Raw genomic sequence first — 13,193 nt, 5'->3', positions numbered from 1 at the left:
CGTTACATTACGTCGAGAATACAATTTAACCGTTCCGTTGTCAATGGTTGGACAATGAGCCTTGCCCGCCGCGCGCTATTTCTTCCAGCCTGCAACATTAAGCACTCCCCGACGTATACTTGGGAAACATCAAATGAAGGGACATAACGTGGCAAACCGTATGAATAAGACGTACCTTTACTATTTGATCATCATGACGCTCACAATTTTGGGTCTGTCGGCGGCCGCGGAGGAAATCAAGGACCTGAACTTCACAGTATCGCCTCAACCCGACTCCGATACCTCCCGAACACTTCAAAGCATGCTCAAAATACAGGGGACCGGCGCTTTTGCCCAGGATGGTCTATATCTGATGACTCACTATGGTGAATATCAGCAGTTGTATGACAAAGAAAACCGGGAAATGATAGACCGTCCGCTGATAGACAAAACATGGCGTCACTGCAGCGTTTTCTCGACATTCACCGAAAACGAGACCTTCGCGGGAAGAAACTGGGACAACCAGACCGTCGGGTCAATCATCGTCAGCCTGTGCTACCCGACCAACGGCTACGCGTCAATCGCCTTCTCCCGTTCCATCGACATCGGTTTCGGTCACAAAGACCTTCTGCCGCTTGCGTCAAGCATGTTCAAAGATAAATTCCTCCTGGCGCCGTTTTACGCAACCGACGGCATCAACGAACACGGTCTCATGGTCGCTGTGGCCGGCAACTCGTATACGACGGTCACGCCTGCCGAAGGAAAACAATGCGTATACCTCACCTACCTGATACGCAAAATCCTCGATGGTACAAAAACTGTCGATGAAGCGATCAAGCTGGTTATGGACTACGTTCCCTTCGATATCGATCAGAACTCGCTGAGCAGCCACCTGATGGTTGCCGATGCCTCCGGGCAATCGGTGATCCTCGAGTACAACGACAATCAATGGAAGTCCATCTACAAGGACACCACCTGGCAGATAATGACCACCAAACCCATTTTCAAGGTACCGGACATGGAGCTTCGGGAAAATTGCTGGCGCTACCAGAGTATCGCTGAGACTTTTGACAAAACGGCCGGGAAGACTGACTGGAAAGGCGCGTTGAATATACTGCAGGATGTCAGTCAGATTGGCACCGCCTGGTCCGTTGTTTACTGCCTGAAATCGAAAGAGTTATACTTCTCGGTGTACAAAGACTGGGATACGGTTTATCACCTGACATTCCCGTCGCGATAATTCCCGGCCGGGTTGATAACCGTCTATCGAGAACAGCAAATCTTACGTCAAACATCTCTATAAATGCGGGCGTATCCTCCTGCAGACAACGCACGGATCTAATTCAACCCTGCTCGACACCAGGCAATCAGGAGAATCTTAAAGCCGGTTTGGCCGGCCATACGAAGTTTTTCGGCTAAATCATTGGCATGACGGTGATGCCGGAATTTGAGCTGAAGATGACCTAACCGTATTGTGAAAAGGAGGCAGTCTGATATGCCAAGATTCTTGATTGAAATTCAACACGAAGCCGAAAGGACAGCGTGCATTCGCGCCATCAAGGTGCTCCATGAAACCGGCTCCCACTTTCTGACAAATGCGGAGTACGGGTGCCTTGATGGTGAGCACAAGGCGTGGATTATCGTTGATGTAGATGATAAAAGCGATGCCAAAATGATCGTACCCAGAGCCTATCGCGCGCAGGCACGGGTAGTAAAACTCAACAAGTTCTCGCCCGAAGACCTTGAAGAACTTATGTCTCATCACGCTCAATAGAGGGATACTCTGTAATAAGTCGCATTCAGGCACGTAACAAAGGAGGTCCGATGGTTCGATACGTGCGACTCGTGTGTGTGCTTGCTCTGTCGCTGACCTGTTCGATCTGCGCCGCCGACGAACCGAAATCGTCGCCTTCACCCACTACGGCCAAGCATGTTTTCTGATAACAACGCCCGCCCAAACCGAAATTATGACCGACCCCGTGGGTATTGAAGGATACAGTATCCTAGACTCTAACGATGAGATCGCTATCAACCTCGCCGCTCCCATGGTCCCTTTCGCTCAGACACCAGCTTCGCAATACTTCCGTCCGCGTATTCGAGATTGCGCCTCCAATGGCCATAACAGAACTGTCCAAAATGCGCAGCAAATTGAAGGAAAACGACCATGTAATGTCCGCTGAGGCCGTGGCAAAAGGTATCCTCAACGCCCTGAGCAAAGACCAATATGAGGTGGCTTTTGGCGGCGGCCCGACTGCGCGCAAAGCGGGAAATACTATTCCCGGTCATGAACAACGAGCAAACAAAATAAAAAAGCGGGTCCGAACTCGGACCCGCCCGTTCATATAATACAAAATCAGCTTGAGCTTAAGTGATTACCAGCCCATAAACTGCTTAAGAATTTCCCAACCGCTCTCCCAGAAAATCAAAACAACACCCATGAGAGCGCCACCGGCGACAATACCAGAGGCGACGGGGAAGAGGAATTCTTCCGCGTTCTTCGCGTTCTTCTTCTGCCAGCCCCACCCAATCAAGGCGCCGAGGAAGAACAGCAGGCCGTAGAACCAGTGGAACACCCAGGCCAATCCCAGACCGGCCGGCGACGGAATCCACTTCGCCTTCGGGAACGTGCGCGAAAGCACCGGCAAAATTAATCCGAGCAAACCGCCGATTATCATACTCCACACCTTCACCGGGTGCATCGTGCTCAAGCCCAGAGCCATGGCTTCAGCAACACCTTTCCAGGTTTGCGCCGCCGGAGCCGGGAACTGATCCGTGCCAAGTACGCTGGCGTCGGGAACCAGTATACGGAAGGCGAATACCGTCACGAGCGTTCCGATGAAGATTCCCGAAAACTGCGCGAGGAACTGCTTGCGCGGATGAGCCCCCAGAAGATACCCGCTCTTGAGGTCGGTGAGAAGATCCGCTGATGACGTTGCCGCACCGGCCGTGATATTGGCCGCCATCAAATTGATGCTCGGATTTCCGGGTGAGATCGCGCCGAATGTAAGCTGCGTTATTTTCCCCATCGCGCCTACCGGCGTGGTGTCGGTCTCACCGGTTACACGGCAAGCGACCAGAGCCAGAGCAAAACTTAAAATGACAGCTACCGCACTCTGCCAGTAAGGCATATCGAAGGTGACTTTCGCCAACCAGGCGAGAGCGATTAGTGATAGAAGCTGACCGAGAAGGAACCATGAACCCGGAGTCTCGATGGCCGTAATCTTATCCTGCTGTTTGCCGCCGCGCTTGCTGAACATATCACCCAGGCCCTTGAATGCCCGAAGAGCGCTTCGCCACTGGAAAAATACCGAGATAATACCAGAGGTAACCATACACGCCGTGCCACCCCACAGTGACCACTGAACCAGATCTCTGAAACCGGAAATCCCCGCAGCCTCCGGTATGGAGGCCTGCAGCCAGGGAACGAAAATCATCCAGCAGGTAATCGAACCCACCAAAATACTCGTAGCCACCCGCATTCCGACGAACATACCGGCGGCGATAAAGATCGGATCCCAGATAAACATTACCGTTCGACCCATCCAGGCTTCACCAACCGTTGCCAGATTCACGCGGTTAACCAGTGTCGAAATCTGCCAGGCTTCAAAGCGGCCGCTGATAAGCCTGAGACCGTCGGATAAAAGCGTGCTGAGCATCGCCAGAAAACCGGCGATACCGAGTGCGCGCGCAGCGCGCATCCCTTTCTGCCCGGTGGCATGCAGCGCCTTCAGCGTCTCCGCCGCCGCGATACCACTGGGGAAACGAAGCTGTTCGGTATTAATCATCTGGCGCTTCATCGGAACCGCCATCGTCACACCGAGAACCGCCAGAAAAAATACCCAGCCCAGCATGATTGACAGCGGAAGAGTTTGATTATAAAGCAATATATAAGCGGCAAAGGCCGAAACCAGCGTTCCTCCTGTAGAATAACCCGCCGCGCTCGCTGTCGACTGCATGCAGTTGTTCTCAAGAATCGTCATCGGCGTCCGAGCGATCTTTATCTTATAAAGCATCGTCCAGATGGCGTACGAAAGAATACACGCCGTAATTGCCACGCCAAAACCCCATCCGGCTTTCAAACCGATATAGATGTTCGTCAGGGATAAAACTCCCCCGAGTAACGAACCCATTATGACGGCGCGCCAGGTGAGCTGCTTGATAGTGTCGCCGCGGCCCACATAACACTTCTCATACCATTGACGCTCGACCTCCTCCGCCGTTCCCTTAAACCCTTCAACGGGGAGCTCGTAATTTTCATAAGCATCGTGAGGTCCCGATGCTTCGCTGCGCTCTGCTACACGCTGCGCCTCCTGGTCCATCGACATCCGCTTGATCTCCTTTCGAGTTATTCGGCAAAGGCCGAGAGGGGTGTATTAACTCCACAATTAGCTGGAAAGGTAATGAAATTTTGCCAAATGTGTTAATACAATTCTACCGTGTCGTTGGGATTGTGTGCTTCAAGCGCAGCCCGGACATCCCCGCCATAGTTACTTAGACCATCCAGAATCAACCCAAACCCACATTGATAATCAACGACTTACACATTTCCGCCTGCAGGAGCACCGCAGAAGGCCTGCCTTCGCGGTTTGCGGCCGGTATGAAAATTAGTGCACCAACTCGCATTTGCCCTTATATTAGGCCCCAAACCCAGAGTTCATAGGAGACAGTACCTTGACCATAACGAAGACTCTTTGCCTTTTTGCGCTGGCTCTGCTGCCAGCCCTTTCCGGCGTGCCCGCGGCCGCCCAGGATAACCCCCTTTTGACTACCCCGAACACACCGTTTCAGACACCGCCATTCGATAATATCCGCAACGAACATTTCGTCCCGGCCATAAAGGAGGCAATCCGCCAGGCTGAGGCCGAGGTCGATGCCATAGTCAACAATCCGCAGCCGGCCACCTTCGAAAACACTGTGGCCGCTTTCGATATGTCGGGGCAGCTCCTGGACTGGACAACCTCCATCTTCTATTCACTGACCGGTACCGTCTCAAGCCCGCAGCTGCAGGATATAGCCAATGAGATTTCGCCGCTTATGTCCGCCTACTACGATAACGTCTGGCTCAACCAGAAACTGTTCGAACGGATCAAAACCGTCTACGATCAGCGTGACGGCCTGCAGTTGACCACCGAGGAAGCTCACCTGCTGGATTATTTCTACCTAAGGTTCGTGCGGCGCGGAGCGCTTCTGACCGAGGAGCAGAAAGCCCGTCTGCGCGATATCAACCGCGAACACTCTCTGCTCGACCTGAAATTCGGTGACAACGTGCTTGCCGAAACCAATAATTCGTACATCGTGGTCGAAAACGAGTCCGATCTCGCGGGTTTGCCCGACGCTATCATTGCGATGGGGAAAGAGGCTGCCGAATCGATGAATATGCCGGGCAATTGGGTGTACACCACCCAGAGGGCGAGCTTCACACCTTTCATGCAGCACTCCGACATGCGGGACTTGCGAAAGGAACTCCTCACCAAATACTCCATGCGTGGCGATCGTAACAACGAATACGACAACAAAGAAATACTGAAACAAATGTTCACCCTGAGAGAAGAACGCTGCCGCATCCTTGGTTACCCGTCACCGGCCGATTTCTACATGGAACCGCGCATGGCCGCCACTCGCGAAGCGGTCGCTTCGTTTCTTCAGCTCCTGTGGCAGCCGGCCCTGAACCGAGCCAAAACCGAACTCGCACAGATGCAAACCATCATGGATACTGAACTGAAAGGTGCCAAACTCGAACCCTGGGACTGGTGGTACTACGCCGAAAAGCTCCGCAAAGCCAAGTATCTTCTCGATGACGCCGAGCTCCGTCCGTACTTCGTACTCGAAAATGTCCAGGATGGAATGTTCATTCTCGCGGATACACTCTTTGGTCTGAAGTTTGTCGAAAGAAACGACATCCCCATTTACCATCCATCCGTCAGAGTATTTGAAGTGTGGCAAGCAGCGGATTCCCTGCTGGGAATCCTCTACATGGATTACTTCGTGCGTGACTCCAAACACGGTGGCGCGTGGTCCGGCGGATTTCGCGGAGCTTTCATGCAGGACGGCCAGCGTGTTCTCCCTCTTGGCACAATCGTCTGCAACTTCCCCAGACCTACCGCTGATATGCCGTCACTGTTGAGTTTCGATGAAGTCGAGACGATTTTTCACGAGTTCGGTCACGCCCTCAACGGACTTTTGTACTCCGGCAACTATCGCTCCGGATACGCCCCTCTGGATATAACAGAGTTGCCCTCGCAGATCATGGAAAACTGGGCGCTTGAACCGGAACTGCTGAACATATACGCCCGGCATTACCAAACCGGTGAGATCATCCCCGCGTCGCTGGTCGAAAGAATCAAAAACAGCTACCTATTCAACAAAGGCTTCGAGGCCACCGAATACCTCGCCGCCTGTTTTCTTGATATGGCCTGGCACGGACTGGAGAACGCGGAAAATGTCGATGTAAACGCTTTCGAGGATAGCGTCATAGCCGCCATCGGGCTGATTCCCGAAATGCTGCCCCGTTACCGGTCAACTTATTTCACTCACATCCACGGTGGCTATAGCGCCGGCTACTACGCTTATTACTGGTCGGGGGTGCTCGATGCCGATGCTTTCGCGGCCTTCAAAGAAACATCGCTGTTCGACAGACAAACAGCGGCCGCTTTCCGCGAGAATATTCTGGAGAAGCTGGGCACCGATGACGCCATGAAGTTATATAAGCGCTTCCGTGGTCGTGAACCTGTCATCGACCCATTCCTCGAAAGAAACGGATTGCAGTAACCAATAAAGGACGACTCAACGATATCGCGTTGAGTCGTCCTTCTGAAAAAATCCTGCTCGATCGCAAACAGCTCAGGCTGTGTGCGACGGCTTTTTCCCCACGAACACATCTGTCGACCAGCCTCATTAAATACCGTCTTCTTTGTCGAGTTCCGGACGACCGCTGCGAAGCAGAAACCCGACGATATCCCGCGTAGGGAAGGACCCGATTCGAGGAAACTACAATTGTGCGCGGTCCTGCCGTGAGGGGCCGACGTTTCAACGTCGATTCATTCCCGTCCCCTTTAGCCATTCCCGCGAGCGTTTCCCAATCAGCCCTTGGCGGAATTCCATAAAACACTATCAGGATAACCCCCGCAATCCTTTCTCAAAAGCATCTAATAAATTCTGAATTTTGTCCCCCGGGGTGAGTATCTCAGATAGAAATGTAACAAGGAGACACAAGATGAGCTACAAAGTCCACCGACTGAACATTAAACTGGAAAAAGAGCAAGACAAACTTGAACAGTTTCTCAATGGTTTGAAGGGCGAGGTAGTATCGATTATTCCCAATGTCCGTCCGACCTTCCAAGGCATGGGCGGCACCGCCAAGATAGACTTTTTGCTGATAATAGAAAAACTGACGTGAAGACACCTGTGCGCCAGGCAGAGTGACCCACCTATCAGGTGAGTTTCTTGGCAGGTCGGATTCCGAATGAACTGGTGTCTCGCCTCTCGAGTCGGTTACCCTCACCCGATTCCAGCGTGGCATCGCCCCTCTACTTCAAAAACAGCATCTTCTTGGCCTCAGCATAGCCATCCGTGCTGATCCGGTAGAGGTATATCCCGGTCGCAACCGGTACACCTCTGTCGTCGGTCCCGTCCCATGTCACCACCTTCCAGCCCGCCGAAAGTCGTTCACTCACCAGGGTTCGTATCGGTTGCCCCAGCATGTTATAAACGCGGATCTCGACAAAGCCCGCAGTGGGAATCTCAAACGCGATCTCAGTCGTCGGATTGAACGGATTGGGATAGTTTTGCGAGAGCGAATAATTACCGGGTGCGACGTCATCAGCTTCGCCCACCCGGGTCGGCGATCCGGCCGTCTCGATAGTAAGCTCGGCGGAATAAACCTCCGCTGACGGCGGTGTGAGCATCACGCCGCCGATTACTATCAAAGGTTCGAGGTAGACCTCAACTTCACCCCGACCGTCAAGAAGGAAGTCCCATGTGGCCTTGATAAAAGCGTGGAACACTACGGTATCATTGAATTCACCGCTGTAATAAAACGTCGCGTGCCAGGCCCCCAACGTCTCATCAGGATCCATCTCCGCAACCAACTGAGCCGGATAGGGAAAGAGATCTGCGGGCAGTTCGACTCCGTCTCCCACTCCAAGTCCCGGAGTAATGGTTCCCGACAAGCTTATACTGACCCAAAGAACACTATCGATAGGTGCTCCAACGTCGAATGCGGCAACCTTGCTTGTGAAAACACCGTATGCCCCGAGCAGTTCGGGCAAAGAAACCTTAAGCGTCTCGGCCCGAGCGTTTTGAATACCCGGTAACCCAACGCAAACCATGGCTGCCAGGGCTGCGCCGCGCCGCAAAACTGTCAACAGGCCAGGGCGGATTTGCCTCATACAACTACCCCTTCTGCTAATCGTTACTGAAAAAGCACGGCTGAATGGCCCACGTGTCAGGCAGACTTAACCCATAATGGAATATACTATCCGCGTTGTATCCTGGCAAAGAAAAAACACGCCCGCCGGGGGCTTTCAAAATCTGTGGCGGCCATTAATCGGCCGTTCACTTCACTTTTTGTCAGGTGTCAGTGATTTGCCCAGGTCTTTGAGCTTGTCCTCGGCTTCAGTCTTAATCTCGTCGACTGCTTGGTCTTTCAGATCACTCAGATTCTGACCGAAGCCCTCCGGAAGCATCCCGCTCCCTGAAGCCAGCGCCTTCGAGATCAGGGCCTTCACAACCCTTGCGGTCACTTCGCTCACAGTGGCCCCTCCGTCACTGCCAACATCGCGTAGCGAGAAATCATCGAGAGTAAATGACTTCTCCACATTCCTGCCAAGTACGCTGAGCGAACCATTGACATTTATATCGCGAAGTGCGATCAAGCCGATACGACATTTCTGGGATTCTCCCGATGATGACCTATCCATCTGCTTGATGTTGTCGAGCAGCACCTGGTAGTTCCCCTTCTTGTCAACCTGCTCCAAATTGAGAGTGACACCTTCAATGACAAATGAGTCGACCACAACCTCATCATCCAGCACCGACCCGGCATCAACATCGAACATGCCGCGTTTGAGCGACAAAAAGTTCTCGGTCTTAAAACCCTCGGGGTTGCTGACCTCAAGGTTTTTCAATTCCAGGCTGCCGCCTCCGATTTCGAGAGAGGCCGATCCGAGGTCGGTTTCCACGCCGAGGGCGTAAGTGGAGCCTTCTTCAATTGCCTTTTCCACCAGTATATTGCGGCCGAAGTATGCAACTACCAGCACGACAATTGCGAGAACGACTACAGTGAGCGCGATTTTTTTGAACATAGACAGCACCCCCAAGATTTCAGGTTATACGTGATCAGAGAATGCAAGCACAGTGACAGTTCTTGATAAGGAGAGCGAAGTGGGATTTCAAGTTTTAAATCGCACTCCCAGCAGGTAGGGTTCCGAATGAGCCTCGCGAAGAAGAAGCCCGACAAGCTCTCCCTACAAAATGTGACCCGAATGAGATTGGGCATTGCTGTGATGTACTCTAATATGCACCCGACCGCACGGCAATCAAATTTAAGGGGAGGGAATCATGGGCTCACGAAACAAACCCGGTAACCCACTCCCTATATTGGTTCTCTTAAATACTCGCACCATGCCACGGTCTGGGTAACCCAATGCTTGCGTTGGGATCCATACCAAATTGGCAATTCCCTCCACGCTACTTTGATAATATGCTGCAATTAAAAAGCGGCCCCAATATTACTCGCCGCAGACTTGTGTGGTGTTCAGCTTTCGGATTCGATTACGCTTTTTGTAGCGCCTCTGATTGGTTTGGCACCGCCGATTAACAGCCACAGCATAAACGCCACTTCTCCAGTTAAGGCCGGAAGCGCAAATTTCGAAACTGTCTCGTAATACTGCGGCACTATCAAGCCTGTAATACTCATGACTACATAGGCGACGCCGTTGATGATCAACCACAGTCCGAGGAAACGGGGGAGGAAGCCGGACCGGATCACCAGCAATCCCAACGGAAAAAGCCAAATCCCCCAAAACATCTCAGCCAGATGAGTCCCCAGAGAGTTTACGTGAATACACAGCATGGCCAGAACATCGCGCTGTGATTTATCGAGCACTGAAACGAAGTCCGCACCTCGGACGAGCTCCAGCGAACCCAGCTGCAGTAATTGACTCGCAAACGCCTGTGGAATCTGCACCAGAACCAGCACAACCATGATGACAGCCTGCCAGCGGTTCACGTCCTTAAGCAAGCGATATAGTGCCAGTCCAAGGAACATGAAGAGGATTATCGAAATAAGCCCTACCACCAGGTCAATTCGATAGAGAGTCTCGTTGGCAAGGATGCGTGTCGCTGTCTCAGTGGGATTTCCCTGAACGATCGTTTTGCCGGGAACATAGATGAGGCAAAATATACCTGTAAGCACTACCAGTAAGTAAAGTACACCCGCAAGTCGGGCTTTTCTGTTGAGATCAGATGTATATAGTGAATTCGTCATTGCTACCACTGCAATACGCAGGAAACGCGACCTTGTTTCAAATACCCGGCTCTATTTGCCCCGCCCCCCGATCTAACGAACCAACGTTGAGCCATTCCCGCGAAAGTCTTCGTGAACTCAACGGTCCGACGTTGAGTCATTCCTGCGCAGGCAGGAATCCAGTCTCAGTAGGTTGGCGTTCAAAAATACAATTGCGAGCCCCCCGGCAAGATTCCTCGTAGGGAAGGACCCGATTCGACGAAACTACAATTGTGCGCGGTCCTGCCTTGGAGGTTTAATTGCCCTGATGCCGCCGTCGCTCCTGTGCCCCGCCTTTTAAGTGGAATCTTTGGTCTATTTGGGGTCAAACATCATCACCAACTTGAAACCCACCCGAAGGGCGCGCCCACCGGAACAAATACCAGAGATGCACTTTCTTTTAACAGACCCCAAGCGAGTGGGGAACCCAAGAGCATCGTTGGCGTTGATCTTCGCCTATTCTGCCGGGTGCCGTGGGTGGGAACGCAAAAGCGATCGTTAGCGTTCCAATTCGGCCTCGGAAGGTGGTCGCCAAGTCAACATGTACCTCAACCCTATCCGCGGCTTCGGGACCGATAACACAAGAGTGTACTTGTCATAAAATCGTTGAATCTTGAACCCATCAACCTCTCGGATCCTGTCCAGTTCGCTTATCACAGGTTGATGTGTATCAAGAGTTTCCACCAGACATTCTGGGTTGTGAATTTTGTATTTCGGCGGGAAGACCACCTCGGAAATGAGGTGTCCTGTGGAAACGAGCATATCCCAGTTCACAGTGCACTGGGGCGAATCGCACCAAGACTCTTTCGCCTCCATGGCGGCCTGTGCCTCTTCAAGAGTGTAAGGCCGAATGCGCTCTGCTACATAGCGATAGGCATACTGCACCTGCTGGCCGATTTGAAGCGGCGGTTCATACAATACCCGCCAAACATTGGGATCCTCCTTACTACGCTCGTGGTCAAGCCTCATGTTGGTCCCTTGTGGTGCCTGTAGGACCGAAAACTCAATGTCGCGTATCGCCTCATAGGGGAAGCGCAGCCAATCCACATCTCCAAATCCTTCATCGGACTGGCTCAGGCCGTTGACCAGTGACTGCAACTCAATTTCGCACGTAGTTGTCCATATATCACGGGAGACCAACTCATCCCGACTCTTGATCGATTTAAGGTAAACGCTAGGTGACGGGTCGTCGACATACACGGCCTGGCTTTCAAGTTGTCTAGTCAGAGCCATAAGAAACTTGTTGAAGTAGGGCGTCTGTTTAAGCAATTCCATAGGTTCTCTGGAGAAAGGCTGATATCTTTCGTGTCGGTCTAAGAGGCCTCCGACCTTTACTCCCTGTTCGGCAAAGATTACAACCGGCTTGCAAATCGCACTGGCAAAGACAACCTCATGCTGAATCCAATCCGAGCAGAACCACTCACCAGAATCCAAACGGTCCTTGCGGGTTGCAACTGCTATAACGCAGTCTGCACTGGTGATCTGACTCTTGACCCCGTCGTCAAGCGGGACAGGCTCCTGCCAGTCGTAAATAAGCACTTCGAAGCCAAAAGACTCACAGTAAGATCGAAAAAACTCGACTATGGACTTGTCTTCCGGAGCGCGACTGCAACTCATAAAGGCCCTAAATTTCAGCAATGACATATAACCTCCATTCATTGAAATGGGACATTGGATTACTGCGTCGTTAAACGATTCCGCGTAGGGGCATTTCGGCCTAAACCTCAACACAGGTACTATGCTCTCAGAAATATGACCGCAGTGCACCTCCCAGTCGCTCACATACATCAACGACCGGGTCATAAAGCAGCACTTGACGCGCCTTGAAATAGAGCGGAATTTCGTCACCCCTCTGCAACAGTAAGACTACTCGCTCTTCTTTTTTTATGCCGTAGATATAGCCTACTTCAAACAGAACATTAGGATTGGCCTTTGTCAATACTGCAATAATGAGCTCAGCCCTTCCAACCATTTCCTTCACTACTTCCAGTATATCACGAGACCCAGGGATATCATCGGCTCGTTCGCAAAGATAGTTCTTTTCGGCCGCGACCTGTCTTATGCAGGCATTAATCTCCTTGAGTTCATCCCCAAAAGGACTTAGGATACAGCAGTACGGCCTGTTCGCAGCATTGTCCAGAATCCGTTGCACAGCCACCCAAGCGGCCAGCGGAATATCCATGCCAAGTTTCGATATGATGAGCCGCCGACATTCCGAACAGAACATTGATTGCCGAAATCCGATTTTTAGATCCGCAAGATCGTCACAATAATCGCTAGGGCACGCCCGAACGTCGGCAATGGCATGAACCGGCATCTCCTTATATAAATCCAGAAGACAAGCTGCGATAATGAACTGTAGGCAGCGATCGACATCCCCAGTGACTTTCTGCCTCCAGTTGTGGATAGAGATGATTGCACCGTCTGCGTCAGAGCATTGAAAAAGCTCCTCATTGCCAAGAGCAAGTTCGCATATCCCGATAGGGTATCCTGTGCTGGTGGCGGATCTCATTCGATCCTTGATGAACTCCAATAGCAACTCTTCTGAGTAGGCTCCCGAAGCTAATTGCCCGTCAGAGGGCGGCTCCAGAATCTCCGGATGCACTTCAAAAGTGAAATGATCTTGAATAGCCCGCAGGTTGACCGCCAAGTTCGTCAACTGAATACCATTAAGGTTGCCTACTTGAAAGAGTCTTACCGCTTTCATCCG

General features: G+C 52.0%; 10 protein-coding genes. 4 read left to right on the top strand and 6 right to left on the bottom strand.

Going from position 1 to position 13,193, the window contains the following annotated elements:
- Positions 1 to 160 precede the first annotated feature (160 nt).
- The gene (locus AB1483_05335) at positions 161 to 1,219 is read left to right on the top strand and encodes a linear amide C-N hydrolase (GenBank protein ID MEW6411880.1); all 1,059 of its coding nucleotides are present in this window, start codon (positions 161 to 163) and stop codon (positions 1,217 to 1,219) included.
- A 255-nt stretch (positions 1,220 to 1,474) separates the two neighbouring features.
- Entirely contained in the window at positions 1,475 to 1,753 is a 279-nt protein-coding gene (locus AB1483_05330; protein ID MEW6411879.1) for a hypothetical protein, read from the top strand.
- Positions 1,754 to 2,351: 598 nt separating this feature from the next.
- On the opposite strand, the gene AB1483_05325 is transcribed toward AB1483_05330, so the two are convergent.
- Positions 2,352 to 4,304 carry an OPT family oligopeptide transporter gene (locus AB1483_05325; GenBank protein ID MEW6411878.1) on the bottom strand — a complete coding sequence of 651 codons (1,953 nt, stop codon included), beginning with the start codon at positions 4,302 to 4,304 and terminating at the stop codon, positions 2,352 to 2,354.
- A 346-nt stretch (positions 4,305 to 4,650) separates the two neighbouring features.
- Between AB1483_05325 and AB1483_05320 the strand changes: the two genes are divergently transcribed.
- On the top strand, positions 4,651 to 6,747 hold the full coding sequence (locus AB1483_05320) for a M3 family metallopeptidase (protein ID MEW6411877.1): 2,097 nt from the start codon (positions 4,651 to 4,653) through the stop codon (positions 6,745 to 6,747).
- 445 nt (positions 6,748 to 7,192) lie between these two features.
- On the top strand, positions 7,193 to 7,375 hold the full coding sequence (locus AB1483_05315; protein ID MEW6411876.1) for a hypothetical protein: 183 nt from the start codon (positions 7,193 to 7,195) through the stop codon (positions 7,373 to 7,375).
- Positions 7,376 to 7,505: 130 nt separating this feature from the next.
- On the opposite strand, the gene AB1483_05310 is transcribed toward AB1483_05315, so the two are convergent.
- From AB1483_05310 to AB1483_05290, 5 genes are all read right to left on the bottom strand, one after another.
- On the bottom strand, positions 7,506 to 8,366 hold the full coding sequence (locus AB1483_05310) for a T9SS type A sorting domain-containing protein (GenBank protein MEW6411875.1): 861 nt from the start codon (positions 8,364 to 8,366) through the stop codon (positions 7,506 to 7,508).
- A gap of 171 nt (positions 8,367 to 8,537) precedes the next feature.
- Positions 8,538 to 9,281, bottom strand: a complete 744-nt coding sequence (locus tag AB1483_05305) for a hypothetical protein (protein ID MEW6411874.1) — start codon at positions 9,279 to 9,281, stop codon at positions 8,538 to 8,540.
- Positions 9,282 to 9,733: 452 nt separating this feature from the next.
- The gene (locus tag AB1483_05300) at positions 9,734 to 10,465 is read right to left on the bottom strand and encodes a DUF4386 domain-containing protein (protein MEW6411873.1); all 732 of its coding nucleotides are present in this window, start codon (positions 10,463 to 10,465) and stop codon (positions 9,734 to 9,736) included.
- 516 nt (positions 10,466 to 10,981) lie between these two features.
- Positions 10,982 to 12,127: a hypothetical protein gene (locus AB1483_05295; GenBank protein MEW6411872.1), complete on the bottom strand. Its 1,146-nt coding sequence runs from the start codon at positions 12,125 to 12,127 to the stop codon at positions 10,982 to 10,984.
- Between the two features lie 100 nt (positions 12,128 to 12,227).
- Entirely contained in the window at positions 12,228 to 13,190 is a 963-nt protein-coding gene (locus AB1483_05290) for a hypothetical protein (GenBank protein ID MEW6411871.1), read from the bottom strand.
- Positions 13,191 to 13,193 lie beyond the last annotated feature (3 nt).

Source organism: Candidatus Zixiibacteriota bacterium, from assembly GCA_040756055.1.
GTDB lineage: Bacteria > Zixibacteria > MSB-5A5 > GN15 > FEB-12.
Note: the sequence above shows the minus strand (reverse complement) of the source record. Positions and strands in the feature narration are given on the sequence as shown.

Coding starts and splice junctions, on each gene's coding strand:
- AB1483_05335 (MEW6411880.1), top strand. CDS start 161: ATGAATAAGACGTACCTTTACTATTTGATCATCATGACGCTCACAATT.
- AB1483_05330 (MEW6411879.1), top strand. CDS start 1,475: ATGCCAAGATTCTTGATTGAAATTCAACACGAAGCCGAAAGGACAGCG.
- AB1483_05325 (MEW6411878.1), bottom strand. CDS start 4,304: ATGTCGATGGACCAGGAGGCGCAGCGTGTAGCAGAGCGCAGCGAAGCA.
- AB1483_05315 (MEW6411876.1), top strand. CDS start 7,193: ATGAGCTACAAAGTCCACCGACTGAACATTAAACTGGAAAAAGAGCAA.
- AB1483_05310 (MEW6411875.1), bottom strand. CDS start 8,366: ATGAGGCAAATCCGCCCTGGCCTGTTGACAGTTTTGCGGCGCGGCGCA.
- AB1483_05305 (MEW6411874.1), bottom strand. CDS start 9,281: ATGTTCAAAAAAATCGCGCTCACTGTAGTCGTTCTCGCAATTGTCGTG.
- AB1483_05300 (MEW6411873.1), bottom strand. CDS start 10,465: ATGACGAATTCACTATATACATCTGATCTCAACAGAAAAGCCCGACTT.
- AB1483_05295 (MEW6411872.1), bottom strand. CDS start 12,127: ATGTCATTGCTGAAATTTAGGGCCTTTATGAGTTGCAGTCGCGCTCCG.
- AB1483_05290 (MEW6411871.1), bottom strand. CDS start 13,190: ATGAAAGCGGTAAGACTCTTTCAAGTAGGCAACCTTAATGGTATTCAG.